The organism is Ruegeria sp. CG1 (assembly GCF_056537265.1).
Map to the genome: position 1 here is coordinate 246196 of NZ_JBQFRF010000002.1, position 20903 is coordinate 267098.

The following is a 20903-nucleotide window of genomic DNA, read 5'->3' on the forward strand; positions in this document are numbered from 1 at the left end:
ATTTGAGATGGCAGAAGTCAAAGCACGCTCGGGCCGTGGCGGTGGACGTGCCGCGCGGGTCAAGGCTCGTACCAACCCGCCCCCTGTCTACTTGTCGACGCTGAACCGCAAAGTTGGCCCGATTGATCTGCTTGGTCCCGAAGGCGTTGAGAAAATCCACAATGCGGCCATGACTATACTTGAAACCACAGGGATTGAGTTCCGCGATCCGGTGGCATTAGCGGATTGGAAGAAGTACGGTGCGGATGCGCAGGGTGAGCGGGTGCGCATCGGACGCGAGATGCTGATGGACCTGATCTCGGCCGTTCCCTCGGAATGGGGCTATGCCGCGCGCAACCCGGAACGCTCGCTGCGGGTGGGCAATCGGCATTCGGTCTTTGCCAATGCGTATGGCGCGCCATTTGTCTATGGTCTGGATGGTGTGCGCCGCCCTTCGATGCTGGAGGATGCGCATAACTTCTTCAAACTCAGTCAGATGAGTCAGTCGATGATGGTACCGGGTATTTTGCCGGTCGAGCCGCAGGACGTACCCGTCCCGCAACGCCACCTGGAGCTGGTTCATGCCGCACTGACGCTGACCGACAAACCGATCAAGGGTTCAGTTCTATCCGAACAGGCAGCGTTGGATTCGGTAGAGATGACTCGCATCGTGTTTGGTGAGGAATTTGTTGACAACAATGTGGTGATGGGAGCCCTGCTGAACTGCAACACACCGTTGGTCTGGGATGAGACCATGTTGCAGAGCCTGCGCGTCTATGCCGCCGCCAACCAGCCCTGCCTGCTGTCGCCCTTTGTTCTTGCAGGGGCGAGCACACCTGCAAGCCCGCAGGGCGGTGTCGCGCTGCTGATTGCAGAATCTCTGGCCGGTATGGCCTACAGCCAGATCATCCGGCGCGGAGCCCCGATGGTGCTGGGGGTAGCAATCATGGGCGTTTCGATGAAGACAGGTGCACCGATGATGGGTTCGCCCGAACCAGGGTTGATGAACCTTCTGGTGGGTCAGATGGCTCGGTTTTATGGTGTGCCATGGCGGACCTGTACCATGTGGACCGGATCGAAATCCCCGGATATGCAGGCTGCGTTCGACACCGCAAACACCATGTGGCCGGTACTGCTGGGCGGTGCAAACTACATCGTACACTCAGCAGGCTTCCTTGAAGGCGCGCTTGGGGTCAGCTACTCTAAATGGGTGCAGGACGCGTTGCAGTTGGAAAACTTCCACCGTTTCTTCAGCGGCCTGCAAGAGGAAAATCTGGACACGTTGCTGGGCGACATTGACAAAATCGGACCGGGTGGGCACTTCCTTGGTACTGACCATACGCGCGAAAACCCAATGCATATGAACCACTTGCAAAACAATGACAGTTTTGAACAGTGGGAAGCAGAAGGTGCTAAAACCGCAGAAACCGTTGGCACGGAAGAGGCGCAGCGTATGCTGAACACCTACGTCCAGCCACCAATGCCGGACGATCAGCGCGGGGCGTTGGATGAATTCGTCGCTAAGAAGCGGGTGGAATACAGCGCCTAAACAGATCTGCAAGCGGGCACTTATGTGCCCGTTTCCTCAACCAACGACAGGATTAGGCACATGGCCGATAACTCGACGATCGCTCTCTCACTCGACGAAGTAGAGGAATTGGCAAAATCTGTCCTTGTGGCTGCAGGCATGGATGAACATGGCAGCACGGTTCTGGCCGGGCTTGTGCGGATGAGCGAGCGCGACGGCCCGCGTAGCCATGGGTTAAGGATGTTGCCTGTTTATGCGCAGAGCTTTTCTTCGGGATATGCCAACCCCGAGGCCGACCCGAGTGTCGAACGGATCGCACCGGGGGTTCTGCGCGGAGATGGTGACAATGGCTATTACCAGATCGTGGCCGCCAAAGCGCGAGACGAGCTTATTGAAATGGCGCGCGCGAATGGTATTGCCGCGTTTACTTGTGCCAATTGCCACCATCTGGGGGCACTACGTTTCGATACAGGTCCGCTGGCGGACGCTGGGCTGGTAGCGCTAGGTGTTGTGAACTCGCTCTCGATGGTGGTGCCGCAAGGCGGCACCCGCCCTGTTTTTGGCACCAATCCGATGTCCTTTGCTTGCCCGCGACCGGGTCGTGCGCCGGTTGTTTGGGATCAGGCCTCGTCAATGGTTGCGCTGATGGACATCCGGATGGCCGCGGCCGAAGGGCACGAATTGCCGCGCCCTGCGGGGCTTGACCCGAACGGTCAGCCAACCAGCGATCCCAACGCGATTTTGGAGACCCGCAGTCTGTTGCCGTTTGGCGAGCACAAAGGCGCTGCGATTGCCTTCTTGATCGAAGTTCTCGGCGCGGCACTGGCCGGTGGAACATTGTCCGTGGACAATGCCAACCGCGAAGCTCACGGTGCCTTGAATATCAAGGGCGGTTCAACGTTGATCGCGATTGATCCGGCGCGTTTCGGGAATGCCGCATTTGAAGACTATGTCCAACGCATCTGCGCTGAGATTGAAGGCAACGGGGATGCCCGCGTTCCCGGAGATGGCCGCTTGAAGAACCGTGCTGCGGCCGAAGCGGATGGTGTTCGCGTCACGGCGGACTTGATGAAGCAACTTCGCGAACTTCTGTAGGGGTCCCAGTAATGGCACGGGTGGTTGTAATTGGCGGCGGCATCGTCGGAATATCCTGTGCGCTGAAATTGCAGTCGCAGGGCCACGAGGTCACCATCGTAGAACCGGGTCCGGTTGGTGAGGGCGCGAGTTGGGCTTCCTGCGGGTGTATCGCAGTGGGTGAGATCGTGCCGTTGTCGCAGCCGGGGATGCTGATGAAAGTGCCGGGCTGGTTGCTGGATGCCGAGGCCCCGTTGACACTGCGCCCGGCTTCAGCAGTGAAGCTGCTGCCGTGGTTTGCACGGTTTACCGCCAATGCGCGACGCTCGAAAATGCGCACAATCGCCTCCGATCTGGCAAGACTTACGTTTGCTGCAACAGCGGATTTCAAGGCTCAGCTTTTAGATGTAGGCCATCCTGAGCTTTTGGTCGAACGGCCGGTAATCAAGTTGTTTGACGACGACAATGACCTTGCGACCATGCGCCCAGCTTTTGAGTTGGCGCGTGAGTTGGGCTGCACGATTGATCAAGTTACAGGTCAGGAAGCGCATGAAATCGATCCTGCAATAGCATCTGATTTCAAACATGCAGCTTTGCTTAGAGACTGGAGTTTTGTGACGGACCCTAAGGTATTGGTTGAAACGCTGACGCAGAGTTTTAGCAGCCGCGGCGGGGCAGTCGTCGCAGGAAGAGCAATCGGTTTTACGCAGGACGGACAACATGTGAAAAGCGTGAAGCTGAGCGATGGGCGATCGATCAGCGCAGATGATTTCGTCATCGCTGCGGGAACGCCGTCTAGAATCTTGGCCAAGACGCTGGGCGTTCAACTGAGGATGGAAGGGGTGATCGGATATTCGACTGCGTTGAAAGATAGCGGGGTCGAGCTCCGCCATACGGTGTTTTATGCCAAAGGCGGGTTTGGCATTACACCGTATCAGCAGGCGCTGGCAGTGGCCGGTACCGCAGAATTTGCCGACCTGAACGCGCAGCCGAATTGGAACCGAGCCGATGTGCTGGTCAGGCGTGCATTCCGCGTATTACCGGGTTTGAAGACCGATAATGCGGAACGCCGGATGGGTCGCCGCCCGTTTACACCGGACACACGTCCGATCATTGGCCGCAGCAGGCGACTGGCTAACGTCGCCTTTGCGACGGGTCACGGACAGCTTGGCCTGACACTAGGCGCGACGACGGCGCGTATAATCGCAGATGTAATTGCTGGCAGATCACCGGACATCGATATAGAAGCCTTCAGTCCAGATCGGTTCTCGTCCTGAGCCAAAGCCCGCCCAGCTCTTTTTGAGCCACATGGGACGTCATCAGCAACGCGATCATCCAGCCAGTCACCACGGCACCTGCGGTGCCGAACCAGACACCAATTTCGTTAAAGCCGAGCAGGCCGACGAAAATCCAGACAAAAAAGGCGACGCCAAATCCCTGACGATATAGGCTGATCCACACGGTCCAGATCGGTCGCTTCAAGGCTTGCAATAGCGAGTTGATGGAAAACAGCATCATGTAGATCGGGAGGATCAGACTATCGACACGTAGATAGCTAAGTCCGACGCGGATCACTTCGGGATCGTCGGTGAAAAAGCCCATCATAAGGCGGCCAAATATCCACAATATGGGGGCTGCGATGGCGGTCATGATGAACCCGACTTTCCAGCAATAAAACAGTGCCTCGCGTACCCTTTCATAGTCGCGGGCACCGAAATTCTGGGACGCGATGGGCAGCAGTGCCCCCGTGACCCCCAGCACCGGCAAAAGCAAAATCTGCTCAAGCCGAATGGCAATGCCAAAGCCAGCGATTGCGTGCTCTCCAAAGATTTTCAGGGCGAACTGCATGACGAAACCTGACAGCAGCATCACGAAGAAAGATGTCGCTGTGGGAAGTACCTGAACCGAGATCTCCTTGAACTTCTGTAGGCGCGGAATGAAGTTTCGGGGGCGCATGCGCCTCATCCTGCGGCGTCTGAGGACCTGACGGATCAGAAACACCATCACACCGGTCTGGCTGATCACCGTCGATACAGCGAGGCCATCAAATCCGATGCCCGGGATCATGCCCGGAATGCCGTAGATCAAGAGGGGGTTCAGACCGATATTGGCAAAAAACGCCACCATTAGGGCGCGTTGCATCGATACCGCGTCACCATGTGCCTGGAGAATGCCATTGCAACCGAAGGCCAGTAGAAATCCGGGCAAGGCCAATAGGAGCCAGTGGAAATAACGTAAACCTGCATCGCGATAAGGTCCCGGTTCCGAAACCAGAGTTATCAGCGCAGGGCCGTACCAGAGACCAGCCGCCGCCAGAACACAGGCTGCAATGAAGCCATAGATCATTCCCTGTGCCGCAAACCGCCGCGCTGCTCGAGTGTCTCCAGCGCCTAATGCGTTGCCGACCAGCGCGCTCATCGCGGCACCCAACCCGACCCCGACCGAAATGGCAATGAAAAAGGCCTGAAAACCTAGTGCCAATCCTGCCTGCGCGCTGGTCGAGAGAAGGCCGGCGAAGAACATGTCGACAACGTTGTAGAGAGTGTTGAACAACATCCCGATTGCGCCCGGGATCGCCAGGGTTCGGAAATGGGTCGAGATTGGCCCGCGCGTCAGATCAATTTCAGTTGGGATGGCCATATCAACTGGCCACTACGGACGTTCGGCCTGAACGGTCAGGAAGACGAACTCGGGGGTCAGTACCTCTTCGAAGCCGTGATTCAGCTCTGCATCGACGCTGATGCTGTCTCCTGCTGAAAGAGTAAATCGGGCCTCGCCGTAGCGATAGATGGCCTGCCCTTCGAGAACCTGCACAAACACGACGCCATGGCCGACATAAGTGGGCGGCTGCCCCTCGTCGCGCAACAACGTGACACGACGGGCCTGAAAGCGCAGGTCCTTCCGGGAATGCAGCGCAAGGTTGACGTATTCGTGCGAATGGCCGCCCGCCAGTCGCGTAGACTTTAGCCCTTCGCCATGGCGAACCAGCGTATAGTCGGTGTGATCTGTCCGCGCTTCGCGAAACAGCGATACGATTGGTACTTCCAACGCCTCGGCAAGTGCAGCCAGCGTATCGATTGACGGAGAGACCAACCCGTTTTCGATACGGCTGACCATTGCAGCCGAGATACCAGACTGTTCTGCCAACCGACGGGCGGATTGCTTGCGGCTTTGGCGCAGCTCCCTGAGCGAGGCACCAATAGCGCGATCAATCTGTCTTCCCGGCGTGTCATCGTGCATGATTCAATCCGTCAATCCTCGGCGTAGTAGCCCACCACGTCCCCTTCCGTTGTGACACCCAGACCATTCAGCAATCGGTTGGCATAATTGAAATATCCGACGATCTGGTTGATCTCGAGAATCTCTCCGTCTTCCCAGCCGGCATCTTTCAATGCGCGAACTTCGGATTCCTCCATTGCACCCGGCGACAGGGTCAGCTTTTGCGCATAGATCAGCGCGGCCAACTGCGCACCTTCAAATGCGTCCTGCGGACGATGGGCCTTTAACGCGGCCTCGATTGCGTCGGCGCGTGCGTCGTCACCGATCAGATGTCGGGCGTTTGCCCAATGGTTGGCATAAGAATAGGGGCAGGTGTTCAACGTCGATACGTAAGAGCTGATGACTTCCTGAAACCACATGGGTATGGAATTGGCTTCATCATGCAGGCACGCGCGATACAGAATGACGTGACCTTTCATGGTGTTGGGACGCAGTGAATGCACGCGCATCACGTTGTCCACGGTCCCGTGTGGTGTGCGCGCCAGATCCAGAGTCGCTCTCAGGTGCTCGTCGGCATCTTCGTCAGATATCATCCGAATCCAGGCGGACATTCACGTTTCCTCTCGTGTTTTCTGTTTCTATTTTCGCGGCGTGTGCCGTTCGGCTGAGTTTTTTATTGACGAATATTGCACATTAAGCAACCATATTGAACAGCGCGCAACGAATTTGAGGATTCTGAGGCTTTGCCAGATCTCTCCACTCTGCCTGAATCGCCGCGAATGACTTCGTGCGCATGCGTGCATGACCTCATGTTGCGATCGCACTACCACAGCGTCATAGATCAGCGACGCCAACTGATCCGCATCTTGACAGGTTCGGCATGACACAGCTCTCCCCCATGATCGAAGTGACCAATCTGGATAAGTTCTATGGGACTTTCCATGCGCTCAAGAACATCGATCTGACCGTTCATCAAGGTGAGAAGGTGGTAATCTGCGGCCCGTCCGGATCGGGAAAGTCCACCCTGATCCGCTGTTTCAACGGGTTAGAGTGGCATAATTCCGGGCGTCTCGTGATCGATGGGATCGAAGTCTATGAAGGTGCCAAGGAAATCCGTGAACTGCGACAGGAAGTCGGCATGGTCTTCCAGCAGTTCAACTTGTTTCCGCACCTGACTGTGCTTGAAAACCTGATGATCGGACCGATGAAGGTGCGCAAGCTATCCAAGGCGCAGGCCGAGGAAACCGCGCGCAATTATCTCGACCGCGTTCATATTCCTGAGCAGGCCGATAAGTACCCGGCGCAATTGTCGGGGGGGCAGCAACAGCGCGTCGCTATCGCGCGGTCCTTGTGCATGGAAACACGGATCATGCTATTTGATGAACCAACATCCGCGCTTGATCCCGAAATGATCAACGAGGTGCTGGATGTGATGGTTGAACTGGCCGATACGGGCATGACCATGGTGGTTGTCACGCATGAGATGGGGTTTGCGCGCAAGGTCGCCGACACGATGGTCTTTATGGAGGCGGGGCAGATCGTTGAAATCTCGCCGCCCGATCAGTTCTTCACCAACCCGTCAAGCGAGCGCTGCCGTCTATTCCTGAACCAGATATTGGAACACTAACGTGACCGATCTGGGCATATCACAGGGACGCGGGCAAGCGCTGCCGAAGCCGCCACTATACAAGCGGTTCTTTGGCTCGGTGTTGGTGTCCGTCGTGATCTATGCGGTTATTGTCGGTTTGATCGCCTACGGGTCATATGTTGGCGCGCAGGGTATGGGCTATAATTGGCAGTGGTATCGCGTGCCCCAATTCCTGTACCGCAACACCGAGATTGGGTTCGAGTGGGGCGAAATCCCCATCGGACTGGTTGCCACGATCAAGCTGTCAGTTACCTCGTTTCTGCTGGCCACAGCTATCGGGTTGCTAGTGGCGTTACTGCGCTTGTCCGGCTTGGTAGTTGGCACTGCTGTCGCGGTTGCCTACCTTGAACTGATCCGCAATATCCCTCTGCTGGTTCTGCTTTACCTGTTCTATTATGTCCTGGGTCCTATCTTTGGATTTGATCGATATACCGCCAGCATCCTGACTTTGGCGGTGTTTCATTCAGCCTTGATTTCAGAAATCCTACGGGCGGGGATCAACGCCATCCCATCTGGTCAGTGGGAGGCGGCCAAGTCTATCGGTATGACCCCCTATCAGACCTACAGATATATCATTCTGCCGCAATCTGTTCGCTTTATGCTACCGCCCATGACGGGCGAGGTCGTCCACTTGATCAAATCCTCGGCTATTGTCAGCGTCATTGCCGTGGCCGAACTCACCACCTTCGGGCGCAACATTATATCCGACACGTATATGAGTTTTGAAATCTGGTTCACTATCGCGCTGGTCTATCTGGTGGTGACCCTGATCCTGTCGATTGGCGTTAGCTATCTGGAGAAGAAATATGCCGTCGACCAATAACCACAAGAACTTAACCGGACAACAAGGAGAACCAAGATGAAGCTATCTCGCAGAATGCTCGGGGCGGCCCTGGGCGCGGTCGTGGCAACAGGCATGGCGACCTCAGGCTGGGCGCAAAGCGCGACTCAGGAACTGTCCCGCGAAAGTGTGATTGAAACGATCAAACAGGATGGAGTGATCCGGATTGGTCTGTCGCTGTTCGTGCCGTGGTCGATGCGCGACAAGAATGGTGATCTGATCGGGTTCGAACTGGATGTCGGTCGCAAGCTGGCCGAGGACATGGGTGTAGAGGTCGAGTTTGTACCGACCGCCTGGGATGGCATCATCCCGGCGCTCGTATCCGGCAATTTCGACGTGATCATCTCGGGCATGTCGGTGACTGCGCAGCGAAACTTGACGATCAACTTCACCGATCCTTACGCGTATTCGGGCCTGGCTATTATGGCTAACAAACAGTTGACCGATGGTATGTCTTTGGAAGATTTCAATAAACCTGAGGTCACCTTTGCCGCTCGTCGCGGTGCGACACCAGCTACGGTGATCGCGGAAAACTTCCCCAACGCGACGCTGCTGTTGTTTGATGAAGACGGTGCATCAACGCAAGAAGTGCTGAACGGAAACGCGCATGCCTCAATGGCGGCCCAACCCACACCGAACCGCGAGGCCGGTCGTCATCCGGAAACTCTGACCGTTCCGTTCGATAACCTCTATGATCCGCGTGGCGAAGCGTTCGGAGTACGCAAGGGCGATCCGGACGCCATGAATTTTTTCAACAATTGGATCGCTCAGAACTGGCGGTCGGGTTGGTTGGAAGAGCGTCACAACTATTGGTTCGCAACTGAAGAGTGGGCAGACCAGGTTGCCCAGTAACCAATTAGCCGGGGGCGGATCAGCCGCCCTCGGGCCTGAAGCGGAGCGCCCAGGTGCCTGAATTTCTTAGAAAACTCAGATGGCCAGATTATCTGATCGTAGCGGTATTGATCACCTTCTTCGGATATATCTGGCTGTCGATCGAAGGTACGCTGAACTATAAGTGGCGGTGGGAATTGATCCCCAGCTACATCGTCGGCTGGCATACTGGGCGAGAAGAGTATTTTGCCAATCTATTGCTGCAAGGCTTGGTGGCGACGGTTCGTATCAGCATCTATTCCGGCATTTTGGCGCTCATTCTGGGTACAATTCTGGGGATCGCGCGCTGTTCTGCCAACCTGACCATACGCATGCTGGCACGCACTTATCTTGAATTTCTGCGTAATGTGCCACCGGTTGTTGTTGTCTTTATTTTCTTTTTCTTCCTTTCGCAGCAACTGATCGACGCACTAAACCTTGAACGCTGGGCGCGTGGAATTGCGCGGCAGGAAGACAACCAGATCTGGACATTTTTCTTTGGTGAGATGCGGCGCTTTCCGTCGCTTGTCTCAGGTGTCATCGTTCTGGCGCTGTTTGAAAGCGCATTTGTCGGCGAAATTGTCCGAGCAGGTATCCAGTCGATCCCGAAAGGTCAGCGCGAAGCTGCACGCTCGATCGGTATGAGCCGCATACAGGAATTGCGCTATGTCGTTCTCCCGCAGGCGATGAAAAAGGTTGTGCCACCGTTAGCGAACCAGTTCATCTCATTGATCAAGGACAGCTCAATCCTGTCGCTGATCTCGGTTCAGGAACTGACCTACAAGACCGTCGAACTAGTCGCCTCGTCTCGAATGATCTTCGAGGCATGGATCACAACGGCGGCATTCTACTTCGTTGTTTGTTTCGGTCTTAGCCGTATTTTCGCGCGGCTCGAAAAACGATCAGATAAGCGCTAGGTTCTGGTCACATACGGACCTGAACCATCCCGTCTATTATGCGCGTTTCGAATACGCGCATGGCTCGGGTCGCAGGTGCAGAAACAGGCTTGCCTTCCCGAACGTCGAACGCGCCCTGATGCAAGGGGCATTCGATGACATGGCCGTCAAAATAACCATCGCAGAGATCTGCGCCACCGTGATTGCACAATGCCAGTGAGGCGTAGACACCGCTGGGTGTGTCATATACCGCAATCAATCGTCGCCCGACTGCGACCCGCGTGACCCAGTTTTTTTCCAGTTTAGATGCCTCGATCAGATCGCGCCATGGTTTGTCTGCCTGCATCGCTCAGGTCCTCGCTTTGCGCTGCATGATCTGGCGCAGAATGTCGCGATGCGCGGCAAGATATCCGCCCTTTTCGACAAAGATATGATCCTTCAGCTTCTCATGCAGCCGGGGCAGGGCGTGGAATGGGACCGAGGCGACATAATGATGTTCAGCATGATAGTTCATATTCCAGCACAGAAAGGACATCGGTTTTGACACCAGATTGGTGCGTGTATTCTCTGACATCTGAGCCACGGTTGGCCGCCCAACATGTTCGGTCATGCGCACAAATCGCATCACGGGCTCGCCCAGAAACAATGGTATGATCCAGTACCAGATCAGGCCCCACCACCCGGTGATCGCCATAGCAACAAAGACAACCGCGTAGATGGCAAGCATACGACGCGCGTCCCAATAGACCGATTGGTGTTCTTCCTTGGGAATAAAGCGCAGTTCTGCCGCACTGAGTTTGCCAAATGCATGGCGAAACAGCTCGGTAAACTTGGCGCGCCAGTAGGGCCAGGCGGACAGATACAGAAGATACTCGCCAAGCGTTTTGGGTAGCGGGATCAGTTCGGGGTCTTCGCCAGTCAGTTGGGTATAGGTATGGTGATCGCAATGCTCATACCGAAAGAACCGATGCGGCAAGATAATGATCAGCCCGCAAATCTGGCCAACCAGATCATTCAGCCAACGGGTGCGAAACACAGTATAGTGCACACATTCATGTTGCAGTGAGAAATGGTGCACCAGAACGGTGCCTTGCAGGAACATCGCGGGCCAGATCAGCCAGCTGTTCCAGGCTAGAGTGATCAGCGTTGTCGTGCAGGCCAGAACCAGAAACCAAAGCGCCAAATGGCGCAATCCGGGCCCGTTCGAGCGTTGCATGAATCCTTTAAGCTCTTCGCGTGTCAGTTTTCCTTCGGCCAGAGCCTGAGTCAGCGGCGTGACGATAGCTTTTGACATGTGATTTCCATGATTTTGCCGGAGCGGGGGTCTTGCCCTCTGCGCATATTCCGGCACCGGAGACGGGAGTGCTCCGCACCATAGGGCCAACTCGAACAGACCCTATTATCAAAGAGTATTTCCACAGCTTGTGATTCGATCAAGCCGCTATTGATCAGCCAACTGCACGCAGACCGATATCCGGATCGGGATGGGCGAACAGGGCGGCCGCGCAGGGGTGCCGATCCAGGATTGATTGACCGCAAGGCAACCGTTCGGCATGGAATGTACCTCGGTCCCAATAAGTTACGCCATCGATTTCGATGGAAGGATCAATAATGTTCCAGCTGATTTCACCGGGGGCGTACGCCCCGCAGGTGTGGAAATGCAGGATGCGTGGATTTCCGAAAGCGGAGCCGCCCCAGCGTTCATAGTTTTCGCGCATATCCCAGGGGTAGCCGCAGCCCGGATGGATACCTGCGTGCCAAGAGTGCACGAAATTGCGATCAATTCCCAACTGATTGGCTACCCGATCATAATGCGCCTCGGCCCGTGCGGCATTGGCGGGATCGCCGTCAAAACGCTGCAGCCGCCCATTCTCCATCATCGCAAAGACGGGGCGGTCGAATTCGATGGTGTAGTCATCGTAATACTTCGACCCCGTTCCCGTCAGAAAACTGATCGCCACACGGCCCGAGAAACTGTGGGCAGGAACCGGGGTAAAGACTGACATCGGAAAGCGCAGGATCGAGGTGTCGCCCGAGGGTTGCAGGTTCATCACCGGCCGACCGCTTACATCAGTGCCCAACGGGCAAGTGATCCGCACCTCGCTGGCCGCGTCCAAGACCGCGTTGATATCGGCCTTAAGCTCCATGAACGCATCGTGGTGGCCGTTGGAGAAACCAGATCCCAGCATTTCTTTGGTTAAAGCGAAGCTAACGATGACTTTCTTACCCTGCGGCATGTCCGAGAACCGCAACTGATCCCCAAGACGGGCCAGAAATAGAATGATGTCTGCCGCTTCGAACCGGGCAAGCAGATCGGGCGATAATTGCGGATTGTCCGGATTGAAGCCCACATCAATCGTGTCGACCCCCAGCCCAAGTTGACGGGCCGCCTGACTGACAACATTCACGCTGTCGGCGTCGAAATATCCAAACTCTGCAGGTTCATAGGCAATCAGCAGCCTTTCACCCGCCGCCGCGCGGGCGCAATTGACCAGCAGATTGTAAGCGCCCCGCTCTGGCGTCATGTCGGACATCGACATCTCCTGATTACTTGACATTATCAACTTACGGCCTAAGGCCGCCGGCAATCCATTTGAAAGTGATAATGGCTGACATTAGGATGACTAATATGATCTTGAATCTGCCATACTCCGCGCTGCGAGCCTTTGAGGCAGTTGTACGCCATTCCGGCTTTTCACCCGCCGCCGAGGAACTGGGGGTCAGCCAAAGTGCCGTCAGCCAGCACGTCAGATCGCTCGAGGAATGGCTTGGGCGGGATTTGCTGGTGCGCGGTGCGCGGCAATCGCGACCTACCCGCGAAGGTGAGCAATTGGCGCAGGCAATCTCGGATGGGCTGGGCCGCATTTCAGATGTGTGTGCGCAACTTCGCGATCGAACGCGTGCGGACCGGACCATCGTGATTTCATGCTTGCCGGGGTTTGCATTCAACTGGCTGTTTCCAAGGCTTCTGCACTTTGATTTGGCCCACCCGGACCTGTCTATTTCGATCGCGACTGATACGGGATACTATCCGTTTTCCGGCGCAGATTCCGATATCGGCATTCGATATGGTCTTGGTGAATATCCCGGGTTTGAAGTGGATTTGCTTATGCCGGAAAGGCTGTTTCCCGTCTGCGCGCCCGCGCTGTTGCCAGAACTGAAGCGCATTGAAGATTTGTCACAGCACACACTGCTCGTAGATGAAAATCTGCACCATGGTACGTCCAGCCCAACATGGGAGTTCTGGGCGCGGCAATCCAATCTGACATTGCCGTCTGGAGTGCGCACGCGCCGATTGGGCCAATCAAACATGGTCATACAGGCAGCGATTGAGGGGCTGGGGGTGGCGCTTGGGCGCGAACCGCTGGTGATTGATGCCTTGTGCGATGGCCGTCTGGTGCGACCGTTTCAGCAACTGACTCAATCGCCACTTTCCTATTGGCTCGTCCGGCGCCCTGATAGCAAAGACAGCCAAAAAGTCAGCGAGTTCCTGAACTGGATCAAGGCCGAAGTTGCTTCGCAGCCCGATCTGCCCCCGTCGGTTATGCTGCCGAATTAGCTTGCCTTATATGTATCATTACAATTCCAGAATGGTGTATTGCACTGACGCTGCCATAATGGCGCTAAGCCAACTGATCAAATTGGAGAGCAAACCATGTACCTCAGAAATTGCTGGTATGTTGCCGCCTGGAGCAAGGATATCGGGCGCGAACTGAAAGCTGAGACATATCTGGGTGAGAACATTGTGCTCTATCGTCAGCAGGATGGGACGCCCGTTGCGCTTGAGAATGCCTGCCCGCATCGCAAGCTCCCGCTATCCGATGGCAATCTGAAAGGGGATCTGGTCGAATGCGGCTACCACGGGCTGACATTCGATTGTTCGGGCAAATGTACGGACAGCCCAACGCAGCGGGGGATGACGCCTCGGCGCGCGGTGGTGAAGTCTTATCCAGTTGTCGACCGCTATCGCCTGCTCTGGATCTGGATGGGCGATCCTGAACTGGCTGATCCGGGCCTGATTTTCCCAATCGAAAACTTTGAAGACACGAGCTGGGGCCTAACCGATGGCGGGGTGATGGATATCGATTGCCATTATCTTTGGGTTTGCGACAACCTGCTTGATCCCAGCCACGTGGCCTGGGTACATGTCTCGTCATTCGCCGGCGCGGGAACGGATGAAGAGCCTCTGGACGTCAAAAAGACAGATCGCGGCGTGATTGTCTCGCGCTGGATCGAAAACAAACCACCATCGCCTTACTATGCCAAACTGGTCTCGTTCGACGGCGATTGCGACCGCTTGCAGCATTACGAAATGTGCATGCCCGCAATCGGGCTGAATAAGTCCATCTATACTCCGGTTGGCACGGGTGGATATGACAAAGATCCTGTCGATGAGACATTCATCAACATCTCTTACAACTTCATGACGCCAATCAACGAGGATCAGACCAGGTATTTCTGGTTCCAGCATCGCAACTCTGATCCGGACAATGCCGAGGTTTCAAAGTTCATGAATGACGGTGCCCGGATGGCGTTTCTTGAAGACAAAGATGTGCTGGAAAAAGTGCACAAGGGCATGAAAAATGCTCAGACACCGCATATTGATCTGGGTTTGGATGCCGGGGCAAAAACATACCGACGCGTGCTCGACCGAGCGATCGAGGCCGAGGCCGCTGTGCCAGAGGGTGCAATTCGGCAAGCCTGAAACCTGAACAGAGGCCAGTTCCCGGCCCCTTATCTTAGGTATTGCTATAGATGACAGGGAAGCGCCCACCGGCAAAGGGAGCACCCGGTTTCAGGTCGTCATCATGCAGCCATTCAGTGACGCTATCGCGCGGTTCCTAGGTGGCACCTTCAACGGCAAAACGTACCGCATATCCACGCCTGCGACGGGTCGAGGTTCGGTTGCCCATCGCCGAATGCACAGTCATTCCATCGAAGGCCAGTGCATCGCCAGGTTCCATCTGTTCATGGTGGAATATGTCATATTTAGTGCGATCCGCCTCGAAATCGGGCATGTCGATATAGTCCGGGTTATCCTCTTCCAGATAGTGAAGAAACTTGCCAAGCTGGTCAGTTTTGAAAGGCCGGTATTTTGCGCCCCAAGCGTGCGAGCCACGGACAAATTCCAGCGCTCCATTGTCTGGGTCGACAGGATCAAGTGCGATCCACATTGTCATGATGGGACCGGCCACAGGCCAATAGGGCTGATCTGTATGCCAGCCGGTCTGGGTGCGTGTGCCAGGTTCTTTCACGAAAATTTGGTCATAGATCAACGATGTCCAGGGGCTGCCCGCCACCTCGGCCACTCGCTTTCCAATATCTGAGTTCAGACAATAGTCCTGAAAGACACTCGGTTTTTCACGCATATTTTTATAGGCAAAATACCGGTCACCCTTTTTAACCTCTTCGTCCACGGCATCACGCAACTTGTTTAACCAATCGTCCCTGAGGAGGTTTCTCAATAAAACGACGCCGTCGCGCGCATACGCTTGCTGAACAGTATCTGTATCCGCTGTGTTAATCATAGTTCTTCCATCCATAGCTTCCGCCTCATTTCCCGGCGGGTTTGAATTCAGGCGCAAAGCGCCACGGTCTGCATGGAGTCAGAGAGAGGGTGAACTGCGGCAGTTTATGATGAAGCAGGGCCAGCGGGATCGGGCCGACCATTTGCCAGCAAGATTCCGATGAAACTGTTCAATTTTGAAGGTCATGCGCCATGGTAGCCCCCGACCTTTGATTGCCCAAGCAGCTTTTGCGTAATGGTAAATATATTTATTGAAGATATATTTTTTCTGATAAATATTGTGCTTGTTATGCAAAAATATTCGGCATTTTCACTCGCCCGTAACGCGATTTCTGGTCATAAGAACTGGTCCCGAGCCTGGCGGAGCCCGCCGCTCAAAGACCGGTACGAGGTGGTGGTGATCGGGGCAGGGGGTCACGGGCTGGCCACCGCTTATTATCTGGCCAAAGAGTTTGGCATAACCGACGTGGCTGTGTTGGAGCGCGGCTGGTTGGGCGGGGGCAACATCGCGCGCAATACGGTGACGATCCGATCCAACTATATGCGGGACGAGTCGATCCCGTTCTACGTCAAATCTGTTGAAATGTACGAAGGGCTCACGCATGAGCTGAACTTCAACATGATGCATTCCAAGCGCACCATGGTGGATGTGGTGCAGACCTGGCCCAAACTGCGAGAGTTGCGGCGTCGGCAATTGGTCATGGACATTCATGGCTCGACATATGAACAGATCACGACAGACGAATTGCGCAAACGCATACCTGCTCTGACAGGCGGTGGGCCAGATGCGCGCCTGCCGATCATCTGCGGAATGGTCCACACAGATGCGGGTGTAAACCGTCATGATGCGGTGGCCTGGGGCTATGCCCGCGCGGCGGATGCAATAGGGGTGGAGATGCACCAACAGACCGCCGTGCAAGCATTGATCCGTGGCGCTGATGGGCGCATCGAAGGTGTCGAGACCAATCGCGGCACCGTGCGGGCGAAAAAGGTTGTGGTGGCGGTGTCGGGCCATACCACGACATTGACCGAGACAGCGGGGCTCAAGCTGCCATTGCGCACGATGAACCTGACGGCCTTTGTGTCCGAGCCTGTGAAGCCCTTGGTGGATGTCATCGTAAATTGCCCGGACAGTGGGTTCTATTTCAGCCAGTCTAACAAGGGCGAGATGGTGATCGGCGGCGCTCCTGATATGGGGCAAAGCTTTCGTCGCGACATCAAGCAACATGTGTTCGAAGACACTGTGACCGCGATGCTGTCGCTTTTCCCGAGCTTCAAGAAACTCAAACTAATGCGCCAATGGGGTGGGCATCTTGATATTGCCCATGATGCCTCGCCCATCATGGATCAGACTGAGGTACCGGGGCTGTTCGTGACCGCTGGCTGGTGGGGCGGATACAAAGCCATTCCTGCGGGCGGACTGACGCTTGCGCATCTGGTCGCCAAAGGCGAGCCGCATCCGCTGATGGCCTCGTTCACTTTGGACCGCTTCCGCCATCTAGAGTTTGTGATGGAAGCCGGCACCACAACGGCGAGATAGGAAGGGACAGGATCATGATGCTCATCCCCTGCCCATTCTGTGGCAAGCGCAATGAAAGCGAGTTCGTCTATGGCGGCCCGGTCGGAGCTGCTCGACCCGATACCAACGCCGTCAGCGATGCTGATTGGGTCGAATACCTGACCATAACGCCCAACCCGATGGGGCCTGTGCAAGAGCGGTGGTGGCACGCACGGGGCTGCGGCGAGTGGCTGACAATCTGGCGGGATACCGTGACACATGACATTGTGGAGGTGCCCGATGGCTCAGATTAATCGCCGCGCGGTGGGTGGTCGTGTTGATCGAAGCCGCCCTCTGACGTTCCAGTTCAATGGGAAAACTTACGAAGGGTTCGAAGGGGACACTCTGGCCTCGGCCTTGCTGGCAAACGGGGTGCGAGTAACAGCCCGTAGTTTCAAGTACCACCGCCCACGCGGCATTGTCGGACACGGGCCTGAAGAGCCGGGAACCCTTGTGGAGCTGGAAGGCGAGGACGCCTCGGGCAACCGTCCAGCGACCACGGTTCCATTGCGCGAAGGGCTGAACGCACGCTCGGTCAATTGTTGGCCTTCACCCGAGTTTGATCTGGGTGGGATCAATCAACTGCTGAGCCGTTTCATTCCTGCGGGCTTCTACTACAAAACTTTCAAATGGCCTAACTGGCATCTGTTTGAACCGTCTATTCGCAAGGCAGCGGGGCTGGCCGCAGCGCCTGCGCACCCGCCGTCATCGGGGCATTTCGAAGCGCGCTACGCGCATGCAGATGTCTTGATTGCAGGTGCAGGTCCCGCTGGCCTGCAAGCTGCACTTGAGGCTGGTCGGGCGGGCAAGCGTGTCTTCCTCGCAGACGAGGGAACCGAAGCGGGCGGCAGCCTCGTGAACCGCACCCTGACCATTGGCGGGCGTCCGGCGATGGATTGGGTGGGCGAAGCGGTTCAAGAACTAAGCCAAATGGCAAACGTCACCCATCTTCAGAACGCGACCGTATGGGCCTATCGCGAACACAACCTAGTGATCGTCAATGAACGCGAGCCGGAACAGGCCAGCATTCTAGAACGCAACTGGCGGGTCCGTGTTGCTGAGGTGGTGATTGCCACCGGGGCCACGGAACGGTCGATGGTGTTTGCCAATAATGACAGGCCGGGCGTCATGTTGGCCTCATCCGTGCAGGCCTATGTTAATCGTTGGGGCGTGACACCCGGTCAGAGTGTGGTTCTGTTCACCAACAACAACAGCGCTTACGCAGTGGCCGCCGATCTGGTCGCAGCTGAGGTAACGGTTAACGCGATCCTCGATAGCCGCGACACGGTTCCAAGGGAATCTCTTGATCTGGTGTCGGGGATAACCGTCCATGCCGGAACAGTAGCCGCCGATATCCGAGGGTACAAAAGCATCCGTGCTGTCAAGGCCGTTCCCAAGTCCGGGGGCGCAGGCACCTGGATCGACTGCGACTTGCTGGCTCATTCCGGCGGTTGGAATCCGACGGTGCACCTGTGGTCTCAGTCCCGCAGCACACTTCGGTTTGATGAAGAACTCGCTGCGTTTTTGCCCGATCAACCGATTCAATCCTGTCGGGCCGTCGGCGCGGCGGCGGGGGATCTCACACTGGATCGGATCATCGATGACGGTTCAGAGCTGCCTTATTCGATTGAACCGCTATGGCGCGTAGATGTGCCAGGGCAACGCGGAAAGGCATTCCTGGATATTCAGAACGATGTTGCGGTCAGCGATGTGCATCTGGCGCTGCGTGAAGGATATGACAACGTGGAACATGTCAAACGCTACACCACTGGCGGGATGGGCGTAGATCAGGGCAAGACGGGCAATATCAACATTATTGGCACCGTTGCTTTGCAAAAGGGCGTTCCATTGCAAGATGTTGGCACGACGACATTCCGCTCTCCCTACACGCCGGTCTCAATCGGTGCGATTGGGGGGCTGCGTGAGGACTCGGTGTTGTTCCCCTACCGGCACACGCCGGTGACCCAATGGAACAAGGATTATGGCGCAGTGATGTATGAGGCTGGTGCCCGATGGCGCCGTCCGGGGTTTTTTCCCAAACCCGGTGAGGGCCTGCAAGAGGCGGTGAACCGGGAATGCCGCGCGGTGCGTGAAGGCGTTGGCGTATACGACGGTTCGCCGCTCGGCACGTTCGAGCTTAAAGGGCGCGATGTTCCGCGCTTTCTGGATTTTCTGTATTCGAACATCATGTCCAGCCTGAAGCCCGGCGATGGTCGCTATGGTCTTATGTTGTCGGATGACGGTCTGATCATAGATGACGGGGTGGCCTTTCGGCTGGATCAGCACCGCTGGATGGTCTCGACCTCAACAGGTCACGCGGACGCCATCAACCAGCACATGGAAAAGCTGCTTCAGACCGAGTTTCCTGACTGGCAAGTCATGATCACAACTGTGACAAGCCAGTGGAACAACGCCACCATTTGTGGTCCCCGCGCGCGCGATGTCATGCACGCGCTGTGTACGGATATCGATCTGTCGCCCGAGGCATTCCCCTTCATGTCGTTCCGGGACGGTACGGTTGCGGGGTTCCCTGCGCGGGTTGTGCGCGTCAGTTTCACCGGTGAGCTATCCTATGAGGTCAATGTTGCCCCACGCCACATGGCCGCCTTGTGGGACAAGGTGATGGAGGCTGGTGCACCCTTTGGTATCCTGCCTGTAGGATCGGAATCCAGCCATGTCTTGCGTGTGGAAAAAGGCTTTCTTTCGCTGGGGCACGAGGTCGACGGTACCGTGGACGCCTATGACTTGGGCATGGGCTGGGCAATGTCGAAGAAAAAGCCCGACTACCTAGGCAAGCGCTCGGTCCACTTGCGCCGTGAAGCGGTAGGGGAACGCCGGGAATTGGTCGGCATCTTGCCCGAAGACCCTGACAAGCAAGTGCCCGAAGGCGCGCCACTGACCCCCGAAGGTCGCAAAGAAGCGACCGAAGGATTGGTTACCGCCTGCGTCTGGAGCGTCGTCAACAATCGCTGGGTTGGCCTGGCGTTGCTGAAGAACGGGCAGGAGCGACACGGGCAAACCGCGCATGTTCGGCTGAAAGACGAGGTGATCCCGGTGACCATCACAAAGCCTGTATTCCATGACCCCGAGGGTCAGCGCCTGAGGTCCTGAGATGAGCTACGACGTCAAGATCGAACGCCAAACCCTGAATGCGCTGTTTGACCTCAAAGGGGATCCCGAGGTCGTTCAAAATTGGGCCGAATTTTCTCTGCCAAGCCGCCCCAACACGAGGGCGATGCAGGAAGCGTTTGAGGTATATCACATTGGACGCAATCACTGGATTGTACGTGCTTCGCTGGAACTGGAAGAGGCACTGGAAGCACAGCTCAAACCAACGGATTGCCCTGCGGACATCAGTATAGTGCGGATATCGGACACCCTTACCTTCTTTAGTGTCGCCGGACCCCAAGCCGCTGAAGTGATGGCTATTGCCTGCCCGCTTGATCTGCATGTCACTGCTTTTGATGAAGACGCAGTAACCTATTCCGAGTTGTTTGGCCTAAAAGCACTTGTGATGCGCTGCGAGGCTGGTTTTGAGTTTGCGGTAGAACAGAGTTTTGGCGACATGGTTCAGGATTATCTGACCCGAGCAACTGCCTGACGCAATTCGAAGCAGGGGCGGTTTACGCCTTATGGCAATTCATTATCTCGGCGGTCTATATGCATATCGTCCGGGAACAGGGTTCAGATAAGGACATAGCGGACTTATCGAAAATCATTGGCTGGCACAAAATCCTTTGTGAAGTGTTGCTTTTAGACGGGA

The 20903-nt window shown here is 56.0% G+C and carries 20 protein-coding genes; 13 read left to right on the forward strand and 7 right to left on the reverse strand.

The annotated features are described in order from the left end of the window. Window positions 1-7 precede the first annotated feature (7 nt). The 3 genes from ACR0AU_RS06900 to ACR0AU_RS06910 are packed head-to-tail and all read left to right on the forward strand — an operon-like array spanning window position 8 to window position 3858. Entirely contained in the window at window positions 8-1528 is a 1521-nt protein-coding gene (locus ACR0AU_RS06900; RefSeq protein ID WP_480795454.1) for a trimethylamine methyltransferase family protein, read from the forward strand. A gap of 60 nt (window positions 1529-1588) precedes the next feature. Beyond that, complete coding sequence (locus ACR0AU_RS06905; protein WP_170732628.1) at window positions 1589-2602, forward strand: Ldh family oxidoreductase; 1014 nt, start codon at window positions 1589-1591, stop codon at window positions 2600-2602. An 11-nt stretch (window positions 2603-2613) separates the two neighbouring features. Beyond that, on the forward strand, window positions 2614-3858 hold the full coding sequence (locus ACR0AU_RS06910) for an NAD(P)/FAD-dependent oxidoreductase (protein WP_170732629.1): 1245 nt from the start codon (window positions 2614-2616) through the stop codon (window positions 3856-3858). Here the strand turns inward: ACR0AU_RS06910 and ACR0AU_RS06915 are convergent. From ACR0AU_RS06915 to ACR0AU_RS06925, 3 genes are read right to left on the reverse strand one after another with little or no spacing between them, the layout of a single operon-like run. After that, the gene (locus ACR0AU_RS06915; RefSeq protein ID WP_170732630.1) at window positions 3833-5221 is read right to left on the reverse strand and encodes an MATE family efflux transporter; all 1389 of its coding nucleotides are present in this window, start codon (window positions 5219-5221) and stop codon (window positions 3833-3835) included. The two genes, ACR0AU_RS06910 and ACR0AU_RS06915, sit on opposite strands and share 26 nt — an antisense overlap. A gap of 12 nt (window positions 5222-5233) precedes the next feature. After that, a complete protein-coding gene (locus ACR0AU_RS06920) occupies window positions 5234-5821 on the reverse strand; it encodes a helix-turn-helix transcriptional regulator (RefSeq protein ID WP_170393837.1) in 588 nt (195 codons plus the stop codon). Between the two features lie 11 nt (window positions 5822-5832). Then, entirely contained in the window at window positions 5833-6411 is a 579-nt protein-coding gene (locus ACR0AU_RS06925; protein WP_170393839.1) for a carboxymuconolactone decarboxylase family protein, read from the reverse strand. 269 nt (window positions 6412-6680) lie between these two features. On the opposite strand from ACR0AU_RS06925, the gene ACR0AU_RS06930 reads away from it, so the two are divergent. From ACR0AU_RS06930 to ACR0AU_RS06945, 4 genes are read left to right on the forward strand one after another with little or no spacing between them, the layout of a single operon-like run. After that, window positions 6681-7427 carry an amino acid ABC transporter ATP-binding protein gene (locus ACR0AU_RS06930; protein WP_304621969.1) on the forward strand — a complete coding sequence of 249 codons (747 nt, stop codon included), beginning with the start codon at window positions 6681-6683 and terminating at the stop codon, window positions 7425-7427. Window position 7428: 1 nt separating this feature from the next. Next, complete coding sequence (locus ACR0AU_RS06935; RefSeq protein WP_170393841.1) at window positions 7429-8271, forward strand: amino acid ABC transporter permease; 843 nt, start codon at window positions 7429-7431, stop codon at window positions 8269-8271. Between the two features lie 36 nt (window positions 8272-8307). Then, window positions 8308-9141: a transporter substrate-binding domain-containing protein gene (locus ACR0AU_RS06940; RefSeq protein WP_170393843.1), complete on the forward strand. Its 834-nt coding sequence runs from the start codon at window positions 8308-8310 to the stop codon at window positions 9139-9141. A 53-nt stretch (window positions 9142-9194) separates the two neighbouring features. Continuing rightward, window positions 9195-10076: an amino acid ABC transporter permease gene (locus tag ACR0AU_RS06945; protein WP_170732631.1), complete on the forward strand. Its 882-nt coding sequence runs from the start codon at window positions 9195-9197 to the stop codon at window positions 10074-10076. Window positions 10077-10083: 7 nt separating this feature from the next. Here ACR0AU_RS06945 and ACR0AU_RS06950 read toward each other — a convergent pair whose 3' ends face one another. From ACR0AU_RS06950 to ACR0AU_RS06960, 3 genes are all read right to left on the reverse strand, one after another. Continuing rightward, entirely contained in the window at window positions 10084-10401 is a 318-nt protein-coding gene (locus tag ACR0AU_RS06950; protein WP_170646826.1) for a non-heme iron oxygenase ferredoxin subunit, read from the reverse strand. 3 nt (window positions 10402-10404) lie between these two features. Then, on the reverse strand, window positions 10405-11349 hold the full coding sequence (locus ACR0AU_RS06955; RefSeq protein WP_480795455.1) for a fatty acid desaturase family protein: 945 nt from the start codon (window positions 11347-11349) through the stop codon (window positions 10405-10407). A 154-nt stretch (window positions 11350-11503) separates the two neighbouring features. After that, complete coding sequence (locus tag ACR0AU_RS06960; protein WP_480591021.1) at window positions 11504-12589, reverse strand: hypothetical protein; 1086 nt, start codon at window positions 12587-12589, stop codon at window positions 11504-11506. A 95-nt stretch (window positions 12590-12684) separates the two neighbouring features. Here ACR0AU_RS06960 and ACR0AU_RS06965 point away from each other — a divergent pair, with 95 nt between their 5' ends. Together ACR0AU_RS06965 and ACR0AU_RS06970 are read left to right on the forward strand one after the other, a co-directional pair. Next, window positions 12685-13614, forward strand: a complete 930-nt coding sequence (locus tag ACR0AU_RS06965; protein WP_170732632.1) for a LysR substrate-binding domain-containing protein — start codon at window positions 12685-12687, stop codon at window positions 13612-13614. 96 nt (window positions 13615-13710) lie between these two features. After that, window positions 13711-14760 (forward strand): aromatic ring-hydroxylating dioxygenase subunit alpha, encoded by a 1050-nt coding sequence (locus tag ACR0AU_RS06970; protein ID WP_480795456.1) that lies wholly within the window; start codon window positions 13711-13713, stop codon window positions 14758-14760. Between the two features lie 136 nt (window positions 14761-14896). Here the strand turns inward: ACR0AU_RS06970 and ACR0AU_RS06975 are convergent, their stop codons facing one another. Further along, window positions 14897-15598: a phytanoyl-CoA dioxygenase family protein gene (locus ACR0AU_RS06975; RefSeq protein WP_480795457.1), complete on the reverse strand. Its 702-nt coding sequence runs from the start codon at window positions 15596-15598 to the stop codon at window positions 14897-14899. A 273-nt stretch (window positions 15599-15871) separates the two neighbouring features. Here ACR0AU_RS06975 and ACR0AU_RS06980 point away from each other — a divergent pair, with 273 nt between their 5' ends. The 4 genes from ACR0AU_RS06980 to ACR0AU_RS06995 are packed head-to-tail and all read left to right on the forward strand — an operon-like array spanning window position 15872 to window position 20741. Further along, entirely contained in the window at window positions 15872-17122 is a 1251-nt protein-coding gene (locus ACR0AU_RS06980; protein WP_480795458.1) for an FAD-dependent oxidoreductase, read from the forward strand. A gap of 14 nt (window positions 17123-17136) precedes the next feature. Continuing rightward, entirely contained in the window at window positions 17137-17394 is a 258-nt protein-coding gene (locus ACR0AU_RS06985; protein ID WP_170393857.1) for a sarcosine oxidase subunit delta, read from the forward strand. Then, window positions 17381-20251: a 2Fe-2S iron-sulfur cluster-binding protein gene (locus ACR0AU_RS06990; RefSeq protein ID WP_480795459.1), complete on the forward strand. Its 2871-nt coding sequence runs from the start codon at window positions 17381-17383 to the stop codon at window positions 20249-20251. The genes ACR0AU_RS06985 and ACR0AU_RS06990 overlap by 14 nt, the downstream gene beginning before the upstream one ends. Window position 20252: 1 nt before the next feature. Further along, window positions 20253-20741 (forward strand): sarcosine oxidase subunit gamma, encoded by a 489-nt coding sequence (locus ACR0AU_RS06995; RefSeq protein ID WP_480771745.1) that lies wholly within the window; start codon window positions 20253-20255, stop codon window positions 20739-20741. Window positions 20742-20903: the final 162 nt, after the last annotated feature.

Bases quoted from the DNA above. Each gene is read 5' to 3' on its own strand.
- ACR0AU_RS06920 (WP_170393837.1), bottom strand. From the start codon at position 5,821: ATGCACGATGACACGCCGGGAAGACAGATTGATCGCGCTATTGGTGCC.
- ACR0AU_RS06950 (WP_170646826.1), bottom strand. From the start codon at position 10,401: ATGCAGGCAGACAAACCATGGCGCGATCTGATCGAGGCATCTAAACTG.
- ACR0AU_RS06970 (WP_480795456.1), top strand. From the start codon at position 13,711: ATGTACCTCAGAAATTGCTGGTATGTTGCCGCCTGGAGCAAGGATATC.
- ACR0AU_RS06965 (WP_170732632.1), top strand. From the start codon at position 12,685: ATGATCTTGAATCTGCCATACTCCGCGCTGCGAGCCTTTGAGGCAGTT.
- ACR0AU_RS06955 (WP_480795455.1), bottom strand. From the start codon at position 11,349: ATGTCAAAAGCTATCGTCACGCCGCTGACTCAGGCTCTGGCCGAAGGA.
- ACR0AU_RS06985 (WP_170393857.1), top strand. From the start codon at position 17,137: ATGATGCTCATCCCCTGCCCATTCTGTGGCAAGCGCAATGAAAGCGAG.
- ACR0AU_RS06905 (WP_170732628.1), top strand. From the start codon at position 1,589: ATGGCCGATAACTCGACGATCGCTCTCTCACTCGACGAAGTAGAGGAA.
- ACR0AU_RS06900 (WP_480795454.1), top strand. From the start codon at position 8: ATGGCAGAAGTCAAAGCACGCTCGGGCCGTGGCGGTGGACGTGCCGCG.
- ACR0AU_RS06940 (WP_170393843.1), top strand. From the start codon at position 8,308: ATGAAGCTATCTCGCAGAATGCTCGGGGCGGCCCTGGGCGCGGTCGTG.
- ACR0AU_RS06960 (WP_480591021.1), bottom strand. From the start codon at position 12,589: ATGTCCGACATGACGCCAGAGCGGGGCGCTTACAATCTGCTGGTCAAT.
- ACR0AU_RS06915 (WP_170732630.1), bottom strand. From the start codon at position 5,221: ATGGCCATCCCAACTGAAATTGATCTGACGCGCGGGCCAATCTCGACC.
- ACR0AU_RS06990 (WP_480795459.1), top strand. From the start codon at position 17,381: ATGGCTCAGATTAATCGCCGCGCGGTGGGTGGTCGTGTTGATCGAAGC.
- ACR0AU_RS06975 (WP_480795457.1), bottom strand. From the start codon at position 15,598: ATGGATGGAAGAACTATGATTAACACAGCGGATACAGATACTGTTCAG.
- ACR0AU_RS06925 (WP_170393839.1), bottom strand. From the start codon at position 6,411: ATGTCCGCCTGGATTCGGATGATATCTGACGAAGATGCCGACGAGCAC.
- ACR0AU_RS06995 (WP_480771745.1), top strand. From the start codon at position 20,253: ATGAGCTACGACGTCAAGATCGAACGCCAAACCCTGAATGCGCTGTTT.
- ACR0AU_RS06980 (WP_480795458.1), top strand. From the start codon at position 15,872: ATGCAAAAATATTCGGCATTTTCACTCGCCCGTAACGCGATTTCTGGT.
- ACR0AU_RS06910 (WP_170732629.1), top strand. From the start codon at position 2,614: ATGGCACGGGTGGTTGTAATTGGCGGCGGCATCGTCGGAATATCCTGT.
- ACR0AU_RS06930 (WP_304621969.1), top strand. From the start codon at position 6,681: ATGACACAGCTCTCCCCCATGATCGAAGTGACCAATCTGGATAAGTTC.